Source organism: uncultured Campylobacter sp. (assembly GCF_944323605.1).
GTDB lineage: Bacteria > Campylobacterota > Campylobacteria > Campylobacterales > Campylobacteraceae > Campylobacter_D.
Genome location: NZ_CALUTC010000003.1, coordinates 36,406 through 56,918, shown reverse-complemented (window position 1 = coordinate 56,918; position 20,513 = coordinate 36,406). Strand labels below are relative to the sequence as shown.

The following is a 20,513-nucleotide window of genomic DNA, read 5'->3' as shown; positions in this document are numbered from 1 at the left end:
AAAAAATTGACAAAATTCTACTATGTTTTACTTAAATATAGCTTAAAAACATCATTGACAAATAAGGTTAATTCTGGCATAATCACAACTTATTTTTTGCTACGAGGCAAATGCTAAGATGTCTCCTTAGCTCAGCTGGTAGAGCATCTGACTCTTAATCAGGTGGTCGTTGGTTCGATCCCAACAGGGGACACCATTGTAGGATTAGACCCTTTCGTCTAGTGGCCCAGGACACCATTCTCTCTGCTTGGTAACAGGGGTTCAAATCCTCTAGGGGTCGCCATTTTTATTTGGTCGCTTAGCTCAGTTGGTAGAGCGCCACCCTTACAAGGTGGATGTCATAAGTTCGAGTCTTATAGCGACCACCATTTCTTTACGGTGCAGCGGTAGTTCAGCTGGTTAGAATGCCGCCCTGTCACGGCGGAGGTCGCGGGTTCGAGCCCCGTCCGCTGCGCCACTTTGTCTCCTTAGCTCAGCCGGTAGAGCATCTCCCTTTTAAGGAGGGGGCCGTTGGTTCGAATCCAACAGGGGACACCATTTTAATACTTCTTTGTATCTATTTTTGCTGCTCTTCTAATATCTCAGATAATTTAGACATAATCTCACTTATCTGTCCCATTATCTGCTGTGCTTGTGAGCTTAGCTGTGCTAATTGATTAGCATCTTTCGCATTTTTCATCATATTTTGAATTTTCTCTAACATAGCATATAGCTTCTCTAAGGTAGAATAAATACTAGCTAAGGAATCATCTTTGTTTGTTTTTGAAGCTTCTTCGCTCTCATTTAAATTTTTATCTTTTAAAAGATTTTCCCTTAGGCTTTCTCCTAAGTCAATCATATCTTTTCTTTTAGCAGTTGAAGCACTCTTATTTTCGTTGTGCAAGAAATCTCTAAAGGCAAAATTTAAGTTGTTAAAATCAATTCTCATTTTATCTCCTTTTTAAGATAAGCATAGGCTTATAATTTTGTGCTTATAATATCGGAAAATTAAATTTTATTTTATGGATAGTTCTTGCATAGCCTTAGATATAGCAAACATTTGTTTATGTTCTTTTACATCGTGCGTTCTTAAGATACTAGCACCGTTTTCAAAAGCTTTTAGGTGCAAAAATAAGCTTCCGGGCAATCTTTCATCGACTTCGCTTTTATGATAAGCATTGATAAGACTTTTTCTACTAGCTCCTACAAGCAAAGGCTTTTGAAATTGCAAAAAATGCTCTAAATGTGTGATTAAAAGCAAATTATGCTCTGCACTCTTACCAAAACCAATACCTACATCAAGAATAACGTCTTTTACCCCGAAAGAATCTAAAATCTCTAGTTTTTCTTTAAAAAAAGTCTCTATATCAGACAAGATAAAATCATATCTTGGTTCATCTTGCATATTATGCGGTTCGTTTTGCATATGCATTAAGCAGTATTTTGCTTGATATTTTTTTGCTAAGATAGCTAAATTATGGTTTTTTAAGCCCTGTATATCATTTATTATAGAAAAACCTTTGTTTAAGGCATATTCTAAACAATACTCATCAAAACTATCAAGACTAAAAATAGCTTGTTTGTAATAGTTTTGTTTGTAAATTAAATCAAGTGCAAATTTAAGCCTTTTAAATTCCTCCTCTTTCCCACAGTAAAAAGAGCCCGGACGAGACGAAGCAGCACCTATATCTACATAATCAGCCCCATCATCTAGCATAGATACAAGCCTAGCTTCAAAATTTTTCTTACTTACCCTACTTTCTGAATTAAAGCTATCTGTATTTAGGTTTAAAACGCCCATTATTTTAGCTTCTTTTGGTTTTTTAAAATCCTTTTGCAAAAATAAGGCTAAATCTTTTAATCCAAAATCCTGCTTTTTTTCCTTTAAGATAAGCTTAGAAATTTGCTCTTCAGTAGCGATTAATAAAGCATCGCTAAGCTCATCGTATGGCAAAATCACCCTTTCATTTGTAACAAGTTCAGCACCGACTCTTAAAGCATCTTGCTTTAATATATTTGCAGCAGCTGATTTTATATCTTTTATGTAAAAAAAATTAAGCTCAGTCTTTTTAGACATAATGCTTTTTCCAACCTTATGAGGCTTTATCTTAGAACAAAGTTTATTAAAATCACTATTTGAATTTATTTTAAAAATGTGCATTAAACATTATCCTGTAAAAGCAAAAAAATAGCCGATAAAATCAAGCTAGGTCTTGAATTTAATCTAGCTAGTTCATAAAATTTATAAAAATACTCAAGCTCTTCATCATTTAGGCTTTTATTCTTGCAAACGCTTAAGGATATGTATTTTATAAGTTCCATAAGCTCTACTTTGTCCATATTTTCATTTTTTTGCAAAAATGCAAAAAAGCTTTTTAAGTCTAAATTTTGTATATCTAAATCGAATTTTAAATCATTTTTTTGTGTTTTATGTTTTTCTATAATAAAACGAGACCTAACAGTTGGTAAAAGCAAATTTTTTGACGGACAAACAAGTAAAAATTTTATATTTTTAGGTGGCTCCTCAAAAAGCTTTAATAAAAAATTTTGTGCCTCATTTTTAAAAGAATTTGCCATTATTACTATGATTTTTTCTTTATTTTCGGCAAGAAAGCTTTCTTTTTGCACTTCTTTTGCATCATCCATTAAAAATTCATTTGCAACAGTTTTAGGTATAAATTTTAATATACTTTCCTTGTATTCCTCTTGGATTTTTTCTTTTATCATTTCAAAATCAGAGCTAATCAATATCTTGCTTATAAAACTCAAATATTTACCTTAGATAGTAAAATAGCCTCTAAAGAGCTATCAAAAAATTTATAAAGCGATATTAATTTTGAATCTAAATTAGACTCTTTTAAAGGTATATAAAGACTGTTGTGTATATTTTTATCATCAAAAACTACTAATAAACTATCGTCTTTTGACTTGGCTACTTGTGCCATTTTATTAGTGCTTAATCCGACATAAAAAAATACATAGCCATTTGGAAAAGAAAGCTCTAGCAAGTCATTTAAAAGAGCTATATCATTTGAGGTGCTTATGGTATTTTTACATAAAGACTTTAAAGAAAAAAATGGAACAAAAGGTCTATGGGATCTGGAGTTTATATTGCTTAAAAAATATTCTTCATACCACGCTCTTTCGTCATCACATATAAAAATAAATGGTCTGCTATCTTGAATCAAAAGTTTAAGTCTGCTAGAAAGCAAAGGAGCAAATTCAAGTCTTTTTTCTTCCAACCAAGACATTGAAGTGCCATTTTGCCTTATAATATCTAGGGTGTATTTTAAAAATTCTGTCGTCATTTTTTATCTAATTCATAAGCTTTATGCAAAGCTCTTACGGCTAATTCAGCATATTTCTCATTTACTATCATAGAGATCTTTATCTCGCTTGTAGAAATCATACCTATATTTATCCCCTCATCTGCTAGGCTTTTGAAGGCTTTTGAAGCAACTCCTGAGTGCGATTTCATACCAACACCCACAACAGAAACCTTAACCACCTCGCTATCAGTTTCTATCAAAGCATCTTCTCCTAATACATTTTGCATAATTTTTTTAGCAATACTTAGTTCGTTTTCAGGCACTGTAAAACCTAAATTTGTAGTTCCATCTCTACCTACATTTTGTATGATCATATCAACATTTATATTTTCATTTGCAAGAGCCGTAAATATCTCGGCTGCTATGCCCGGTTTGTCTTCTATATTTCTCAAAGTAAGCCTTGCTTGATTTTTATCAAGTGCTATACCGCTAACTAATGCTTGTTCCATTTTTTCATCCTCTTTTGTTATTATAGTTCCTTCATTTGTGTTAAAAGAGCTTCTAGTTACTAGTTTTACATTAAGCTTTTTTGCTAGTTCAACAGATCTATTTTGCAAAACCTTAGCTCCTAAACTAGCAAGCTCCAACATCTCATCATAAGATATTATATCAAGCTTTCTGGCTTTAGGTTCTATTCTAGGATCTGTAGTATAAACACCATCAACATCAGTATAAATTTCACACAAATCTGCTTCTAAAGCTCCTGCTAAAGCAACAGCACTCAAATCGCTGCCCCCTCTTCCTAAAGTAGTAACAAAACCGTTTTTATCAATACCTTGAAAACCGGCTATCACGACTATAGTATCATCATCTAAAAGCTTTTTTATGTAACTTGTATCTATGTTTTGTATCCTAGCTTTTGTGTAAAAACTATCTGTAACAATACCAGCTAAACGACCGCTCAAAGCGTTTGCTTTATATCCTGCTTCATTCAAAGCTATAGACAACAAAGCTGATGTTACCCTTTCACCGCTACTTAAAAGTAAGTCCATATCTTTTGCGTTAGGAATTTTAGAAAAATACTCTGCTTTGCTTATCAAATCATTTGTAACACCGCTCATAGCAGAAACAACGACAACAAGCTTAACACCATCTTTTTTGCTACTTATAACTCTCTTAGCAACCGCTTCTATCCTTTCTAAACTTCCAACACTTGTTCCACCGTATTTTTGCACTATCAACATTAAATATAACCTTTTTCTTGAAAATACTTTATCACTTTAACATAAAGAGGTCTTTTAAAATGATTAATTATACTAAAAAGCTCTTTTAAATCAACAAATTTGTAAGCATCAAATTCCGGGTGTTTAGTATGTAAATTTATCTTTGCATTTGCTTTTAACCGTAATAAAAAATACTTTTGACTTTGCCCATCATAAGGATACATTTTTTGTGCTACCTTGCTTGGAAAATCATATTTTAACCATTTTGGATACGTGGCTATAAATTCGACATCTTTAGTGCCAATCTCCTCTTCTAATTCTCTTAATATAGCACTTTTAGTATTTTCATTTTCGTCTATTCCTCCCTGGGGAAACTGCCATACATCATCCATATCATTTCTTTTTGCAATAAACACTTTACATTCAAAGGGATACGCTGATGAAAGTATTATAGCAGCAACATTTAGCCTGTATTTTTTTTCTTTCACAAAAAACCTCAAAATAAAAATCAATCTTTGAAATCTTAACTTATTTCAAATAAAATTTTTATTAGAATTAAATAAAAAATACAAATTTTGGATTAAAACTTGCAACATCTATATATACACATACCATTTTGCGAGAGCAAGTGTAATTACTGTGCTTTTACTTCCTTAAGCAAAAAATATGAAAAAGAATATTTTAAAGCTTTAATGAGGGATTTAAAATTTCATTTTAGGTTTTTAAATATAAAAAAACAGTCCATAAAAACATTATTTATAGGAGGTGGAACTCCTAGCATTGTAGATGCTAAATTTTATGAAGAAATTTTTAAGTTTTTGAACTGTTTTTTAAACGATAAATGTGAAATAACAAGCGAAGCAAACCCGAATTCAAGCAATGAATTTTGGTTAAAAGAAATGAAAAATTTTGGGGTAAATAGACTGTCTTTTGGAGCCCAAAGCTTTAATGAAAAAAAATTAAAATTTCTTGGCAGAAATCACGGACAAAAAAGCATTTATGATAGCATAAACAATGCCTTTAAATTAGGTTTTAAAAACATCAACTTAGACCTTATTTACGATACAAAACTAGATGATAAAAAAATGCTTAATTACGAAATATCTCACTTAAAAAGTATCAAAAATTTAATAAAACACATAAGTGCTTATAATATTAGTATAGAAAAAAATACAGCATTTGCAAACAAAGAGCATTTCAAAAAAAATGCTTACTTACTTATGAAGTATTTTATAAATTCTATAAAAGAGCTTGGTTTTAAGCAGTATGAAATAAGTAATTTTGGCAAAATTTGCAAACACAATCTTGCTTACTGGCAAGGCAAAGAATATTTAGCTTGTGGTCTTAGCTCTGTTAGTTTTTATAAAAAGCAAAGATTTTACACTCATAAAACCTTAAAAGAATATATACAAAATCCTATTTTTAGAGATGTAGAAAAGCTAGATGATAGATCTTTAAATTTAGAGCATTTATTTTTAGGACTTAGAAGTGTGGTTGGTATAAATTCAAACAAAATAAGCCAAGAACAAAGAGAAAAAGCCTTTTTTTTAAGCAGAGCTAAAAAACTAGTGTATAATGAGAGAAAAAAGAAATTTTTTAATCCAAACTATCTTTTAAGTGATGAATTAGCGTTATTTTTACAAGAGTAAAGCTTTTTTAAAAGTTTTTAATTGTAAAATGTAGCTTTTTATAGCAAGGATTTCTTATGAGTATGGGTGAAATTTTAGTTATTTCAATAGTAGCTGTGCTTGTCCTAGGACCTGAAAAATTGCCAGACGCAGCGATACAAATAGCTAAATTTATAAAGGCAGCTAAAAAACACATAGATGATGTAAAAGAAAGCTTAGACAAAGAAGTTAGAATAAATGAAATGAAAGAAGAAGCTAAAAAATACAAAGATGAATTTTCTCAATACAACGAAAATATAAGAAAAAAGCTTAGCTTTGAAGAATTTGACGAACTAAAAAAAGATATTTTTACAAATAACACAGGTCCTAATCCAAACCCAACAACACAAGATTACAAAGAAATAGCTGCAGATGATACAGCACAAAAAGATGTTGATAAAAACAAGGAAGGCAAAGATGTTTGAAGAATTAAGACCTCACCTTGTAGAGCTTAGAAAAAGACTTTTTATTTGCGTAAGCTGTGTTATAGTCGTTTTTTTTATTTGTCTTTTTTTTAGCAATCATATACTAAAAATTTTAAGTAACCCAGTAGAAAAAGCTTTGCTAGCCGCAAATCAAGGAGTGGAGCTTTCAAACAAAATGACTTTCGTAGAGCTTACAGAGCCAATATTTACAGCTATGAAAGTAAGTTTTTTTACCGCTTTACTTATATGCTCTCCTATCATTTTTTGGCAGTTTTGGAAATTTGTAGCACCAGGGCTTTATGACAATGAAAAAAAACTGGTTTTACCATTTGTTATAAGTGCAACCTTTATGTTTATATTAGGCGTTAGCTTTTGTTACTTCATAGTTATACCTATGGCTTTTAGTTTTTTGATATTTTTTGGATGGACTCACAACTTAACACCTTTAATTAGCATAGGGCTTTATGTTGGTTTTTTCATAAAAATTATGTTAGCATTTGGAATAGCTTTTGAAATGCCGATATTTACATATTTTTTAGCAAAACTTGGAATAGTAAGCGATGCCTTTTTAAAAAGACATTTTAGAATAGCCATATTGCTTATTTTTATATTTGCAGCACTTATGACCCCGCCTGATGTGCTATCTCAATTTCTATTAGCCTTGCCTTTGTGTTTGCTCTACGGCTTATCTATATACATAGCAAAAAAGGTAAATCCAGAAGTAGAAAATAAAAATGAATGATGAGGATTTGCTACTAAAAAACTATGATTATAAATTTGATAATAATCTCATAGCAAAATACCCAGTATCACCAAAAGAAGATGCTAAGTTATTGCTTTATGAAAGAGACAAAAACAAAATAAGCCATCTTAAATTTAAAGACTTATACGAAATTTTACCACACTGTTGCATAGTATTTAACGATAGCAAGGTTATAAAAGCTAGAATCTTTGGCAAAAAACAAAGCGGTGCAAAAGTGGAACTCTTATTTCACAAAGCTTTAAACGAATACGAATTTTTAGCACAGATAAGAGCTAGAGTAAAAAAAGATGATATTTTAAGCTTTTGCGATGATTTAAAGGTTAGAATTTTAGAACTATTTGACGATGGAACTAGAAAAATAGAATTTTTAAAAGATAAGAAATTAAATCACAAAGAGGTTTTAGAATTCTTAGAAAATCACGGACACGTTCCATTGCCACCTTACATAAAAAGAGCAGATGAAAAAGAAGACGCTACCCAGTATCAAACTGTTTTTGCAAAAAATTTAGGCTCAGTAGCTGCACCTACTGCTTCTTTGCATTTCTCAAAAGATATGTTAAAAAAACTTGAGAAAAAACACAAATTATACTATTTAAGCTTACATATAGGAGCAGGAACATTTAAAAATGTTGAATGCGAAAATATACTAGAACACAAAATGCACGAGGAATTTTTTTTCATAAACAAAGATTTGCAAAAAATTTTACTAAGTGATGAAAAAATTTTAGCAGTTGGGACAACAGTAGCAAGAACTATAGAAAATTTCGTAAGAACAAAAGAGGAAAATGGGCTTTGCTCTTTATTTTTGCATCCTAAAAATCCTCCAACAAGGGTTGATTATCTGCTTACAAATTTTCATCTACCAAAATCAAGCTTAATAATGCTAGTATCATCTTTCATAGGTAGAAAAAAAACCCTAGAGCTTTATGAGATAGCTATGAAAGAAAATTATCGCTTTTATTCTTATGGCGATGCTATGCTTATACTTTAAAAGGCTTTAAAATTTGCAATTTTTTCTCTCACATCCTTAAGCAAATCATCATTTACATCTAAATTTTATATCACTTAGTCCTTTCTTATCTTCTAAGAGTTTTTCTACAAAAGCACTCATAAGTGGTTTATCATTTCTCAAGTCATCTCTTATAGAAACTAAATTTTGTTTAAATCTTTTTGATCTTGTAAAAAAATTTTTTAAAAATTTCACGCATTTTTCCTTATATTAATCTACAGTTTTCCCTTTTGCCCATTTATAGAATGCAAAAAAGCATAATCTATATCTATATGTTTTTCATTTCTTACGCATTCTGCTAATCTTTGCAAAATAACTGAAAAATCGTCAAATAAATAATTTGCCAAAGAGCCTGGATTTGGGTTTATTTCATTTAAATAAACCTCATTATCTATAACAAAAAAATCACATCTTATCAATGCTCCCCTAAAACAAGGATCATAAATTTTTACAAAAGCGTCTTTGATTTTTTGTTTAAGCTCATCGCTTATTTCAGCTTCCTTTGCCGAAGTGCTTGAGGAAAAAGACATATATTTTTGTTCAAAATCTAAAAGCTCATTTTTCTTTGGTTCCTCTATGATAGAAAAAATCATTTCATCTTTTATTTTACAACCTGCTAGATTGTATTCTTTTACATCTTTTATGAATTTTTCTATTAAAATTTCATTATCAAATTCAAAGGCAAGATCCTTGGCATATTCAAATTCATCTTTATTATTAGCTACAGCCAAACCTATGCTACTTCCAAGCCTAAGGGCTTTTAAAATACAAGGAAATTCTACTGTGCTAGCAAGCTCGTATCCCTTTTTTAACACAGTATAAGGCAAGGTTTTAACGCCAACTTTTTGTGCATAAAGCTTAGTAAATTCTTTATTATACGAAATGACAGACGCTTCTATCCTAGGTCCTATATACCTTAGATCAAAAAATTCCATCAAAGCAGCTATTTTTCCATCTTCTCCATCTTTACCGTGTATCAAATTTATGCATACATCAAGCTCTATCTTTTTTTCCTTTAATACAGTTTTTTCAAAAAAACCGCCCTGTTTTAAAAAAAGTTGTTTTTCTTTTTTATATGCTGATGAACTAAAGGTTTTGGCATTCATTTTATCTGTATCGATTAAGTAAAAATTTCTATCCTTATCGCAAAAAATAAAGCTCATATCGCCTCTAAAAACCTTTTTCAACACAACGGCAGAAACTATGCTTATCTCGTGTTCGTAAGAATTTCCACCAAACAATACTCCAAATTTCATATAAATCCTTATGATAATTTTTTAAGAGCCTCTTTAACAAGCTCTGAGACATCTTGCGATACACAAGCGCTTAAAATTTCACTTGCTTTTTCTTGTTTAAAACCTAGAGAAAGCAAGGCTTGCAAAGCTTGTGCCTTTTCATTTGTAAAATTGCTTATATTTGGTTTCTTATCGCTAAGTTCGACTATGATTCTCTTAGCACTTTTTGCACCAATGCCAGGAACTCTTTTAAAAGCATTTTCATCAGCACTTGCCAAGGCTTTATAAAAATCACTAACCCTCATACTAGAACAAAGTGCCATAGCTGTGCTAGAGCCTATGCCATTTACTTTTAGCAAGGTTTCAAACATAAGCTGCTCCTGCTTATCTAAAAAACCAAAAAATTTATTAGAATCTTCTTTAATAATCTGCGTTATAAAAAGCTCAACTTCATCATTTAAGCTTAGATTAGAAGAGCAAAATAAAGACACAAAAACTCCATAACTAAGACCACTAGCACATTTAATAACAACAAAGGTAGGTTCTTTGCTTTTTAAAATCCCATTTATAGCAACTACCATTTTGTATCCTCTTCATTAAATTCATTTTTTGCCTCTATCTTGAGCTTTCCACCGTCATTAACATCTTTATGTAATATAAAAAGTTTCGCACTATCGCTTGAACGGGTAGAGTAAAGCACATCATTTTTAGGATGTATGAATTTAAATTTTATCTCATTCATATCGCTCCATTTTCCTTCTTTGTTTATAATCTTTGCGTCAAACAAGGTCTTTTGAGCCTCTTTTATCTTTTCTAATAATTCAGCTTCTTCTATTTTCAAAGAAGCCTCCTCTTTGTTTAAAGACTTTAATTCTTTTAAATAATTTTGATAGTCTTTTACTATCTGAAAGAAATTTACAGGTATTTTTTGACCTTGTGATTTTAGAATTTCTATTTGTTTTATTATGGTTTCAACTCCTCCTCTGCTTGCGTCCATATTATTTTGTAAGGAAGCTATCAAAGAGGGAAGTTTTTCTTGTCTTTGCTTTATTTCTTTTAATCTTTGTTCAAAATCGACCTCTGTTTTTTCTATGCTTACTAAAAATTTATTATTAGAGCCTTCTATACGATCAATAACTGCCACTTGGCTTAAATTTATATTATTATTGCTAGACATAGATAAAAAATACACCTTTTTAGCTTCTATGTTTGAGCCTAAAGACTTTTTGAGTTTTACTATATCAGCTTTAACGAAGGCATTTTCTATAGAATCTAAATCAGCCACCTTAGCTTCAAGCCTTCCTTTATGCATTGATATATAGGCATTTTCAGCATATAAAGAACTCTTGCTATGAGTTTGTCCATAAATTTTTAGATTCTTAGCTTTTATGACAGTATTTCCAGCCACGTTGCCATTTATGTTAATATTCTCACATTCTATATTAACCCCTGAACCAACAGCCTCTTCTAAGTCTGAAAGAGATCTTAAATTTAAAGTAACGCCTGTATCAAGCCCAGCATAAATAGCTCCCGTATCTTTAAAATTTACAGATGAAAGAGTTAGCTCACTTTCTATATCATATCTACCGCCGGTGTGAGATACAAAACCACTTTTTTTAGCAAAATACTCGCTTGTATTACTTTTGCCCTTTTTGTCAGCTACTTGCTTTTCTTCATAATTTTCAGAAAAGGAAACTTCTATTTTATTTTCTTTCAAAGCACGGGGTTCTATAAATTCTAATTTCAAGCTCCTGCCTCTTTTAGAAGTTCCCGGTTTTATGTGCTTAAAAACAAGTTCTGATTTTTTTACTCCTATTATGCCTACTTTATTAGCTCCATATTTTTGTCTTATTTTGTCCTGATAAGACAAGATAAGTTTTTCATCTTCTGCACTGATAGTTTTTACACCTTTGCAAATCTGAATTATTACATTTTTCTTATGTATCTTTTTTTCTTTGAAATTATGTAAAAAATCTATAAGTTTTTTCTTAAAATCAAAAATTCTAATGCTTAAAAAAAACCCCTCTTTGATCATCTTTTTATATACAGTTTGCAAGATATCCATAGCTAAAGAGTTGTGGTATTCTAGATCTTGTAATGATAATTTTAAAATCAAAGTTGTGCCATCTTTGTTTAGTTCTATTTTTACAGAATCATTTAACTTTTTAGAATTCTCATCTAAATCTTTTATTTGGAATTTATAATTTTGATTTATTTTTAAAGTTTCATTTAAAAAATTCTCATCATCATCAAAAAAAACAAGCTCTTTTTCGCTGAAACTTTTGCTCTCTCCGTTTATATCGCAATTTGTGCTAAAACCAAGTATAGCAAAATCAAGACTAGCATAATCTTTGCCAGTATCTGCACTAAATTTCAAAAGCTCTTCATAAGGATTAGCACTAACTATGATATTTTGCATATATAAATTTTCCTTACTAAAAGTTTTTATAACACTTTGCATTTTATCAAATTTTAGTTAAAATATAAAGCTTTTATATAGGAAGAAAATTGAAAAAAAATATCATTTTTAAAAATTTTATAATAAATTCTCTTGGAATTTTATGTTCTCGCATATTAGGTCTTGCTAGAGACGTTATACTAGCCTTATTTTTAGGAGCTGGACTTTATAGCGATGTTTTTTTTGTAGCTCTTAAAATGCCGGCTTTTTTTAGAAGAATTTTCGCAGAAGGTGCATTTGGACAAAGTTTCTTGCCAAATTTTACAGCTGCAAGAAAAAAAGGTGCTTTTACCTTGACTGTATTGCTTCATTTTTGTGCTATTGTATTTTTATTTTGCTTATTGGTAAGTATATTTGCTGATTTTTTTACAAAAATTTTCGCCTTTGGCTTTAATAAAGAAACAATAGCCCTAGCCTCCCCTCTTGTAGCTATAAATTTTTGGTATTTATTTTTTATATTTTTGGTTACATTGTTAAGTGCTTTATTAAACTATGAACACAAATTTTTTGTAAGCTCTTTTTCAAGCTCTTTTTTCAATCTTTGTATAGTAATAGCAGCTTTTTTTGTAGAGAAAAATGACGCTTATAATAATCTTTACTATTTTTCTTACGCTATAGTTTTAAGCGGCGTAGCACAACTAATATGGCATTTATTGGCTCTTAAAGATAATAAAGTCATAAAAGCTATGTGTTTGAGTGTAAAATTTAAAAGATATAAAATAAAATTAAACCGCTTTTATTCAAATTTTTTTCAAGGGATTTTAGGCTCTTCTGCCACACAGTTAAGCTCTCTTCTTGATACTACAATAGCCTCATTCTTAATAACAGGAAGTATATCTTATCTATACTATGCAAACAGGGTTTTTCAGTTGCCTCTAGCACTTTTTGCTATAGCATTAACGCAAGTTAGCTTTCCTAAAATTTTAAAACACTTAAAAAATGATGAAGAGGACAAAGCTCTACTTTTTATGAAAAAGGCTGTGGGTTCGCTTAGTATATTACTCATACTAGCCACAATCATAAGCATAGTTTTTGCACAAGAAATAACAAAATTATTGTTTGAAAGAGGCGAATTTGATGCAAATGATACAAGATTAACAGCTTATGTTTTAATCTCATATATGATAGGGCTTTTGCCATTTGGCTTACAAAAAATTCTTTCACTTTGGCTTTATGCCAAATTTAAACAAAAAATAGCAGCCATAATAGCTTTTAAATCTCTACTTTTAGCAACAATTTTTGCTATATCTTGCGTTTTTTTGATACAAGATGACGAATTAAAAGTGTTAGCCGTTTCTTTAAGCTCATCTATAAGTGCTATATACTTACTTTTTGCAAATATAAAAGAATTTGGCTTTAAGAAGTTTTTTACTTTATTTTCTTTTTCAAAAACTTTTTTTGCTATTATTTGCATTTTAATTTTTACTTTATTTTTGCTAGAATTTAAGGTAGTATTTTTGGAATTTTTGTTTGATATTTTTAGATTTTTTAAAGGATTTTTTTGAGATTAAATGATACTGCAAGCAAAAAAAAACTTGAATTAACAGATAAAAATGTAAATATATATTTATGCGGTCCAACTGTATATGACTACGCTCATTTAGGACACGCAAGAAGTGCTATTTGTGTGGATTTGCTTACAAGAGTCTTAAGAGCCTTAAAAAAGGATGTTAAATTTGCTAGAAACTACACTGATATAGATGATAAAATCTTAAAAAAGATAAAAGAGGAAAACAAAGACTTAAAAGAGCTTACAGATTTTTATATAAATGCTTATGAAAGCGATATGAAAGCATTGAATGTTTTAGAACCTGACTTTAAGCCAAAGGCTACTGATTACATAAAAGATATGATAGAACTCATAAAAGGGCTTGAGTATAAAGGTTTTACCTATAAATTAAATGATGGAATTTATTTTGATACAAGTAAAGATAAGGATTATTTTAATCTTTCAAAAAGGGATACAAAAGATAATATAAGTCGTTTAGAAAAGCTTATAGATAAAAAGAATGAAAGCGATTTTGTATTGTGGAAATTTGATGATAATTTTTACGACGCTCCGTTTGGCAAGGGAAGACCCGGTTGGCATACTGAATGCGTAGCTATGATAAATTCTATTTTTAGCGAAGGGCTTGATATACACTGCGGTGGTATAGATCTTCTTTTTCCACATCACGAAAATGAAAACTCACAGTGCAGGTGTTTAAACAATAAAGAATTAGCAAAAATTTGGTTTCACAATGGTTTTGTAAATATAAATGGTGAAAAAATGAGCAAAAGCTTAAATAATAGCTTCTTCATAAAAGATGTTTTGAAAGAATTTAATGCTGAAGTTATTAGATTTTATCTTTTAAGCACACATTATCGCTCGCATTTTAATTACAGTATAGAAGATTTAAAATCCTCAAAAAAAAGACTTGATAAATTTTACAGACTAAAACAAAGGTTAAATTTAGGACATTTTGACGATATGAAAATAAATTTCCATATAGATACTGTCTTAGGAAAAGAGCTTTTAGATATTTTAAAAGATGATTTAAACATATCAAAAGCACTTGCATTTTTGGACGAATTTATAAATAATGCTAATTTAGAACTTGATAAAAATAAAAAAAATAAAATTTTAAAAAATGAACTTGAATTTGCATTAAAAGAAAGCTCATTGATATTTGGCTTTGGTTTTTTAGAGCCATTTTCTTATTTTCAATTTGGAGTAAGTAAAGAAAAAAAAGAATTTATAGAAAAACAAATAGCCTTAAGAACTCTAGCTAAAAAAGAGAAAAACTACGACTTAGCAGACGATATAAGAAAAAATCTTTTAAAAGACAATATAATCCTAATGGATACGGCAAATGGTGTTTTGTGGGAAAAGATAGATGAATAACAAACAAAATATGAATTTAAAAGATGTTCTTATAAGATTTAAACCTTTTTACAAAAAATACAAGTGGTATTTCTTAATAGCTATAATCGGTATGCTAATGGCTGCGGCTGGAACTTCTGGTAGTGCTTATATAGTAGATCCTGTCTTAAAAAAGATATTTATAGAAAAAAATGAAGATATGCTTTACATAATGCCTTTGGCTGTAATAGCTATTTATTTATTAAAAGATCTTGGTCTTTATATACAAAGTTATTATGTATCATATATAGGTGCTAACATACTAAAAGAATTAAGAGCTAAGGTGCTAGAAAATATACTAAAACTAGATATGGCATTTTTTCATAAACACAGAAGCGGAGAGCTTATGAGTCGCTGCACTGGCGATATAGGTGCATTGCAAAGCATAGTTTCAAATATCATACCAGAATTTTTAAGGGATTTAATAACAGTAATAGGTCTTTTATCAGTAGTGATATATCAAAGTCCAACACTTGCATTCTTTGCACTTGTGGTAATCCCTGCCTCACTGTATCCTTTATCTCTTTTTGCAAGAAAATTAAAAAAACTAGGCAAAAGCTCCCAAGAAAAAGGGGCTGATTTAATGTCAAGACTAAGTGAAATTTTTTCGAATTTAGAATTAATAAAAGCAAATAATACTCAAAAAAAAGAGCTAGATAAATTCGCTATACAAAATGAGGACTTAGCAAAAATCTCTATAAAAAGCTCAAGAATAGATGCCCTTGTAAATCCGATAATGGAGCTTTTCGGTTCTGTTGGCATAGCCACTGTTATTATGATAGGAGGTAGCGAGGTCATAAAAGGAGAATTAGAAATAAATTCATTCTTTAGCTTTTTAACAGCTTTGTTTATGGCATACACACCTATTAAGAAATTAAGTTCAGCTTATGCAAAACTTCAAGTTGCAGTAGCTGCTAGTGAGAGAACTTTTTATTTACTAGACTTGAAATCAAACATAAAAGATGGACAAGAAAAGCTTTTAGATATTGAAAATATAAGTTTTAAAAATGTCAAATTTGAGTATATAGAAGATAAGCCTGTATTAAATGGGATAAATTTTAATTTTAAAAAAGGAGAAATTTTAGCCTTAGTTGGTCCTAGCGGGGGTGGAAAATCATCTATAATAAATCTTTTAATGCGTTTTTACGATAAAAAAAGTGGGGAAATTTTACTAAATGATAAAGATATTACCGCATATAGCTTAGAAAGTCTTAGGTTAAAAATAGCTCTAGTAACACAAAATATTTATCTTTTTAATGAAAGTATAGCTGAAAATGTAGCATATTCACAAGAATTTGATGATAATAAAGTCATAAACGCTTTAAAAGAAGCAAACGCATATGATTTTGTTGAAAATATGGGCGGTATATACAGCGTAATAAAAGAACATGGAAAAAATTTAAGCGGAGGGCAAAAACAAAGGATAGCTATAGCAAGAGCATTATACAAAAAGCCTGATTTATTAATCTTTGATGAAGCAACATCAGCACTTGATAATGAAAGCGAAAAAGCTATAACAAATAGCATACAAATGCTTAAAGATAAACATTTGATTCTAGTAATAGCACATAGACTAAGCACGATAGAAAATGCGGATAAGATAGCCGTGGTTGACAAAGGCTTAGTTATAGACATAGGCACTGATAAAGAATTAATAAACAGATGCGAACTCTATCAAAAATTTAAAGCAAATGATAAAAGCATAGATTTTTAAGTTAAAAATTAAGCTTTCTTAGCTACAATTCGTGTTTAAGGGAAAAATATGTATCAACTTTTAAAACCATTACTTTTTAAACTAGAGCCAGAGTTAGCACATAGCACAGTCGAATATAGCTTAAGAACTTTAAGTGCTATCCACCCTGCCCTTTTAAATTTTATGGCTAACAAATACATAGTAAATGATGATAGCTTAAAGCAAGAAATTTTAGGGCTTTACTTTGCAAATCCGATTGGCTTAGCTGGTGGCTTTGATAAAAACGCTACTATGATAAGAGCGATGTGTGCTCTTGGATTTGGTTTTTTAGAATTTGGCACAGTTACACCAAAAGCACAAAAAGGAAACGAAAAACCTAGATTATTTAGACTTGTAAAAGAAGAGAGTTTGCAAAATTCTATGGGTTTTAATAATGTAGGAAAAGATAGAATTTTACAAAATATAAAAGACCTATATCCTTTCGTTTTGCCACTTGGGGCAAACATAGGAAAAAACAAAGATACAAGCAATGATGAAGCGATAAATGATTACACTACTTTGATAAAGTCTTTTAATAATTTTTGCGATTATTTTACGGTAAATATTTCATCTCCAAACACAAAAAATTTAAGAAATTTGCAAAGTAAGGATTTTCTAGAATCCTTATTAAAAGAAGCAAAAAATATCACGACAAAACCTATATTCATCAAGCTTGCACCTGACTTAAAAATAAAAGATAGTTTAAGTATATGTGAGCAAGCCTTAAAATTTGGTGCAAGTGGTTTTATACTAGCAAATACTAGCACGGATTATTCTTTACTAGACACAAATCGCACCTTTGGTGGATTAAGTGGAAAAATAATACAAGAAAAAAGTTCTAAATTTTTTAAAGAAATAGCAAAAGAATTCTTTAAAGATGCTGTATTGATAGCAAGTGGAGGTATAGATAGTGCAAAAGTCGCATACGATAGAATCAAAAACGGTGCCTCTTTAGTGCAGATTTATACGGCTTTAGTCTTTAAGGGACCTTGTTTGATAAAAGATATAAATGAGGAACTCATTTCTTTGATGAAAAAAGATAAATTCTTGCATATATCACAAGCTATAGGAGCAAACCTGAAATGATAAGCTATGAAAAAGCAGTCTTAAAAAACAAACTAGAAGTATATACCTTTCCTGTAAATAAAAACAGCTCTGTTGTCAGCGTTGATATATTTTATAAAGTTGGCTCAAGAAATGAAGTGATGGGAAAAAGTGGCATAGCACATATGATAGAGCATTTAAATTTTAAAAGCACTAAGAATTTAAAAGCTGGAGAATTTGATGAAATAGTTAAAGGCTTTGGTGGCGTTGATAATGCTAGCACCGGATTTGACTATACACATTACTATATAAAATGTTCTAAAGCAAATTTAGATAAGGCTTTATGGCTCTTTTCGGAATTGATGCAAAATTTAAATTTAAAAGATGAGGAATTTCAACCTGAAAGAAAGGTTGTCTTTGAAGAAAGGCTATGGAGAACAGATAACAATCCTCTTGGTTATCTTTATTTTAGACTTTTTAATAATTCTTTTTTGTATCATCCTTACCATTGGACACCGATAGGATTTAAAAGCGATATACTAAACTGGGATATAAAAGATATAAAAGATTTTCATAGCATTTATTATCAACCAAAAAATGCTATATTAACAGTAAGCGGCGATATAGAGGCAAAAGAGGTTTTTAGTTTAGCAAAAAAGCATTTTGAAAACATAAAAAATACCAAAAAAATACCAAAAATACATCAAAAAGAACCAAAACAAGATGGAGCAAAAAGACTTATAATAAAAAAAGACACAGATACACAGCTACTAGGCATAGCATATAAAATCCCAAATTTTAAGCATAAAGACATAGTAGGATTAAGTGCATTAGCTGAGCTACTGTCATCTGGCAAATCGTCTATATTGCAGGAAATATTAGTAGATAAATTAGGTCTTGTAAATGAATTTTATGTATTTTGTAACGATAGCATAGATGAAAATCTTTTTATCATCGTTTGTGTTTGTAATCCAAAAATAAAAGCAACAGTAGTAGAAAAAGAAGTGCTTCAAATACTTAACAACCTAAAAAAAGGAGATATAAAAGAAGAGGATCTTAAAAAGATTAAAAATCAAGTAAAAAGGGATTTTATCTTTTCATTAAATACCGCTAGTTCAGTAGCGAATATATATGGAGATTATCTAGCTAGAGGCGATTTAAAACCTCTTTTAAATTATGAAAATAATGTGGAAAAATTAGAAAAGAAAGATTTAATCAGCTGTGCTAAAAAGTATTTTATAGAAAAAAACTCAACAACAATAATTCTCAAAAAGGCTTAAATATGGATACTAACTACATTATAGGCTCTATGACCGCTCTTATTACACCTTTTAAAAATTCTAAACTGGACGAAGACGCTTATTATAAGCTTATAAAAAGACAAATAAATAATGGCATAGACGCAGTTGTGCCTGTAGGAACAACCGGAGAAAGTGCAACTCTAACACATAGCGAACACAAAACTTGCATAGAAATAGCAGTAGCAGCCTGCAAAGGGACAAAAGCTAAAGTTTTAGCAGGAGCCGGTAGCAATGCAACGCACGAAGCGGTGGATTTAGCTAAATTTGCTAGAGATAATAACGCAGATGGAATTTTAAGTGTAACTCCATATTATAACAAACCAAGCCAAGAAGGACTTTATAGACATTACAAAGAAATAGCAAAAAATGTCGATATACCTGTTCTTTTATACAATGTGCCTGGCAGAACAGCCTGTGATTTAGAAACTCAAACCATAATAAGACTTTTTAGGGATTGCGAAAACATATATGGAGTAAAAGAAGCAAGCGGTAGCATAGATAAATGCGTCGATTTATTAGCTCACGAGCCAAAAATGATACTTATAAGCGGAGATGATGCGATAAATTATCCTATACTTTCAAATGGAGGAAAAGGAGTAATATCAGTTACTTCAAATTTACTACCTGATATGATAGCCAAATTAACACAATTAGCTTTAGATGAAAAATACAAAGAAGCAAAAGCTATAAATGATAAGCTTTATAATATCAACAAAGCTCTTTTTTGCGAAAGCAATCCCATACCAATAAAAGCTGCTATGTATCTAAGCGGTATAATACAAACTTTAGAATATCGCTTACCTTTAGTAGAGCCTAGAAAAGAAAGTATGGAGCTTTTAGAAAGAGTATTAAAAGAATACGAAGTGGTAAAATAAGGAATAAAATGAACCGTTTTATATATCAATACATATTTGCCTTTATTTTTATAGTGTGGATTTTTATATCATACACGCCATATGATGAATTTTACGCTAATTTGCTAAGAATTTGTGGTGTATTTTTAGTTGTGCTTGGCATTATAGGTAGAATTTACGCAACCATTTTCATCGGCGGTATGAAAAATGAAGGTGTTGATGGAAGCAAATTTATAGATTATGGTGCATACAGTCTTTGCAGAAATCCTTTATATTTTTTTTCATTTTTAGCTTTTTTGGGACTTTTGGCTATAAAGGCTCAATTAATTTTAATCTTAATAGGAGCTGTATTTTTTTTAATAGTATATCATCAAACCATAAAACAAGAAGAAAAATTTTTAAGTTCTAAATTTGGGCAGTCTTATTTGGAATTTTTAGAAAAAACAGCAAGATTTTTCCCAAGACTTACTAACTTTTACTGCCCTGATAGGATAGAAGTTAGACCAGAATTTTTACATAGGGAGTTAAAAAGAGCATTAAACTGGGCTATTGGACTTTTTGCTCTTTGTATAATAGAGCTTTTGCATTATTATTTTTATTTGCCAAATTTGTTTTTTTTATATTAATTTTAAGACTTGTTTTAATACAATAA

21 protein-coding genes and 5 tRNA genes are annotated in these 20,513 nt (G+C 30.2%); 16 read left to right on the top strand and 10 right to left on the bottom strand.

The window, feature by feature from the left end:
• Window positions 1-120: 120 nt before the first annotated feature.
• The 5 genes from Q0J35_RS02820 to Q0J35_RS02800 all read left to right on the top strand — a co-directional run bounded on the left by Q0J35_RS02820 (window position 121) and on the right by Q0J35_RS02800 (window position 537).
• Window positions 121-196 (top strand) — tRNA-Lys (locus Q0J35_RS02820).
• A gap of 11 nt (window positions 197-207) precedes the next feature.
• Window positions 208-283, top strand: a tRNA-OTHER gene (locus tag Q0J35_RS02815).
• A gap of 9 nt (window positions 284-292) precedes the next feature.
• Window positions 293-368: transfer RNA gene (locus Q0J35_RS02810), tRNA-Val, on the top strand.
• A 12-nt stretch (window positions 369-380) separates the two neighbouring features.
• Window positions 381-457 (top strand) — tRNA-Asp (locus Q0J35_RS02805).
• Window positions 458-461: 4 nt separating this feature from the next.
• Window positions 462-537 (top strand) — tRNA-Lys (locus Q0J35_RS02800).
• 19 nt (window positions 538-556) lie between these two features.
• Here the strand turns inward: Q0J35_RS02800 and Q0J35_RS02795 are convergent.
• The 6 genes from Q0J35_RS02795 to Q0J35_RS02770 form a co-directional block, all read right to left on the bottom strand.
• Window positions 557-928, bottom strand: coding sequence for a hypothetical protein (locus tag Q0J35_RS02795; protein ID WP_297193026.1), 372 nt, complete (start codon window positions 926-928; stop codon window positions 557-559).
• Between the two features lie 66 nt (window positions 929-994).
• Window positions 995-2,140, bottom strand: a complete 1,146-nt coding sequence (gene folP, locus Q0J35_RS02790; protein WP_297193025.1) for a dihydropteroate synthase — start codon at window positions 2,138-2,140, stop codon at window positions 995-997.
• Complete coding sequence (locus Q0J35_RS02785; RefSeq protein ID WP_297193024.1) at window positions 2,140-2,748, bottom strand: DNA polymerase III subunit delta'; 609 nt, start codon at window positions 2,746-2,748, stop codon at window positions 2,140-2,142. The genes folP and Q0J35_RS02785 overlap by 1 nt, the downstream gene beginning before the upstream one ends.
• Window positions 2,745-3,287: a HobA family DNA replication regulator gene (locus Q0J35_RS02780; RefSeq protein WP_297193023.1), complete on the bottom strand. Its 543-nt coding sequence runs from the start codon at window positions 3,285-3,287 to the stop codon at window positions 2,745-2,747. The genes Q0J35_RS02785 and Q0J35_RS02780 overlap by 4 nt, the downstream gene beginning before the upstream one ends.
• Window positions 3,284-4,492 (bottom strand): aspartate kinase, encoded by a 1,209-nt coding sequence (locus Q0J35_RS02775; protein WP_297193022.1) that lies wholly within the window; start codon window positions 4,490-4,492, stop codon window positions 3,284-3,286. Before Q0J35_RS02775 ends, Q0J35_RS02780 begins: the two co-directional genes overlap by 4 nt.
• Entirely contained in the window at window positions 4,492-4,959 is a 468-nt protein-coding gene (locus tag Q0J35_RS02770; RefSeq protein ID WP_297193021.1) for an RNA pyrophosphohydrolase, read from the bottom strand. Before Q0J35_RS02770 ends, Q0J35_RS02775 begins: the two co-directional genes overlap by 1 nt.
• 99 nt (window positions 4,960-5,058) lie before the next feature.
• Here Q0J35_RS02770 and hemW point away from each other — a divergent pair, with 99 nt between their 5' ends.
• The 4 genes from hemW to queA are packed head-to-tail and all read left to right on the top strand — an operon-like array spanning window position 5,059 to window position 8,317.
• On the top strand, window positions 5,059-6,120 hold the full coding sequence (hemW, locus tag Q0J35_RS02765) for a radical SAM family heme chaperone HemW (protein ID WP_297193020.1): 1,062 nt from the start codon (window positions 5,059-5,061) through the stop codon (window positions 6,118-6,120).
• Between the two features lie 56 nt (window positions 6,121-6,176).
• Window positions 6,177-6,563 (top strand): Sec-independent protein translocase protein TatB, encoded by a 387-nt coding sequence (gene tatB, locus Q0J35_RS02760; protein WP_363315696.1) that lies wholly within the window; start codon window positions 6,177-6,179, stop codon window positions 6,561-6,563.
• Window positions 6,556-7,305: a twin-arginine translocase subunit TatC gene (tatC, locus tag Q0J35_RS02755; RefSeq protein ID WP_297193019.1), complete on the top strand. Its 750-nt coding sequence runs from the start codon at window positions 6,556-6,558 to the stop codon at window positions 7,303-7,305. Before tatB ends, tatC begins: the two co-directional genes overlap by 8 nt.
• Window positions 7,298-8,317 (top strand): tRNA preQ1(34) S-adenosylmethionine ribosyltransferase-isomerase QueA, encoded by a 1,020-nt coding sequence (gene queA, locus Q0J35_RS02750; protein WP_297193018.1) that lies wholly within the window; start codon window positions 7,298-7,300, stop codon window positions 8,315-8,317. Before tatC ends, queA begins: the two co-directional genes overlap by 8 nt.
• Before the next feature lie 48 nt (window positions 8,318-8,365).
• Here the strand turns inward: queA and Q0J35_RS02745 are convergent, their stop codons facing one another.
• Genes Q0J35_RS02745 through Q0J35_RS02730 form a run of 4 tightly spaced genes read right to left on the bottom strand, consistent with a single transcriptional unit; the run spans window position 8,366 to window position 11,989 of the window.
• A complete protein-coding gene (locus Q0J35_RS02745) occupies window positions 8,366-8,530 on the bottom strand; it encodes a hypothetical protein (protein WP_297193017.1) in 165 nt (54 codons plus the stop codon).
• 20 nt (window positions 8,531-8,550) lie between these two features.
• Entirely contained in the window at window positions 8,551-9,591 is a 1,041-nt protein-coding gene (locus Q0J35_RS02740) for a D-alanine--D-alanine ligase (protein ID WP_297193016.1), read from the bottom strand.
• Between the two features lie 8 nt (window positions 9,592-9,599).
• The gene (gene ruvA / locus Q0J35_RS02735; RefSeq protein ID WP_297193015.1) at window positions 9,600-10,151 is read right to left on the bottom strand and encodes a Holliday junction branch migration protein RuvA; all 552 of its coding nucleotides are present in this window, start codon (window positions 10,149-10,151) and stop codon (window positions 9,600-9,602) included.
• Complete coding sequence (locus Q0J35_RS02730; RefSeq protein ID WP_297193014.1) at window positions 10,145-11,989, bottom strand: hypothetical protein; 1,845 nt, start codon at window positions 11,987-11,989, stop codon at window positions 10,145-10,147. Before Q0J35_RS02730 ends, ruvA begins: the two co-directional genes overlap by 7 nt.
• Window positions 11,990-12,078: 89 nt before the next feature.
• On the opposite strand from Q0J35_RS02730, the gene murJ reads away from it, so the two are divergent.
• From murJ to Q0J35_RS02695, 7 genes are read left to right on the top strand one after another with little or no spacing between them, the layout of a single operon-like run.
• Window positions 12,079-13,533 carry a murein biosynthesis integral membrane protein MurJ gene (gene murJ / locus Q0J35_RS02725; protein WP_297193013.1) on the top strand — a complete coding sequence of 485 codons (1,455 nt, stop codon included), beginning with the start codon at window positions 12,079-12,081 and terminating at the stop codon, window positions 13,531-13,533.
• Window positions 13,530-14,912, top strand: a complete 1,383-nt coding sequence (cysS, locus tag Q0J35_RS02720; RefSeq protein WP_297193012.1) for a cysteine--tRNA ligase — start codon at window positions 13,530-13,532, stop codon at window positions 14,910-14,912. Before murJ ends, cysS begins: the two co-directional genes overlap by 4 nt.
• Window positions 14,905-16,644, top strand: a complete 1,740-nt coding sequence (locus Q0J35_RS02715; protein ID WP_297193011.1) for an ABC transporter ATP-binding protein — start codon at window positions 14,905-14,907, stop codon at window positions 16,642-16,644. The genes cysS and Q0J35_RS02715 overlap by 8 nt, the downstream gene beginning before the upstream one ends.
• Before the next feature lie 48 nt (window positions 16,645-16,692).
• Window positions 16,693-17,748 carry a quinone-dependent dihydroorotate dehydrogenase gene (locus tag Q0J35_RS02710; protein WP_297193010.1) on the top strand — a complete coding sequence of 352 codons (1,056 nt, stop codon included), beginning with the start codon at window positions 16,693-16,695 and terminating at the stop codon, window positions 17,746-17,748.
• A complete protein-coding gene (locus tag Q0J35_RS02705; RefSeq protein WP_297193009.1) occupies window positions 17,745-18,986 on the top strand; it encodes a pitrilysin family protein in 1,242 nt (413 codons plus the stop codon). The genes Q0J35_RS02710 and Q0J35_RS02705 overlap by 4 nt, the downstream gene beginning before the upstream one ends.
• A gap of 2 nt (window positions 18,987-18,988) precedes the next feature.
• Complete coding sequence (dapA, locus tag Q0J35_RS02700) at window positions 18,989-19,882, top strand: 4-hydroxy-tetrahydrodipicolinate synthase (protein WP_297193008.1); 894 nt, start codon at window positions 18,989-18,991, stop codon at window positions 19,880-19,882.
• A gap of 8 nt (window positions 19,883-19,890) precedes the next feature.
• The gene (locus Q0J35_RS02695) at window positions 19,891-20,487 is read left to right on the top strand and encodes an isoprenylcysteine carboxylmethyltransferase family protein (protein WP_297193007.1); all 597 of its coding nucleotides are present in this window, start codon (window positions 19,891-19,893) and stop codon (window positions 20,485-20,487) included.
• Window positions 20,488-20,513: the final 26 nt, after the last annotated feature.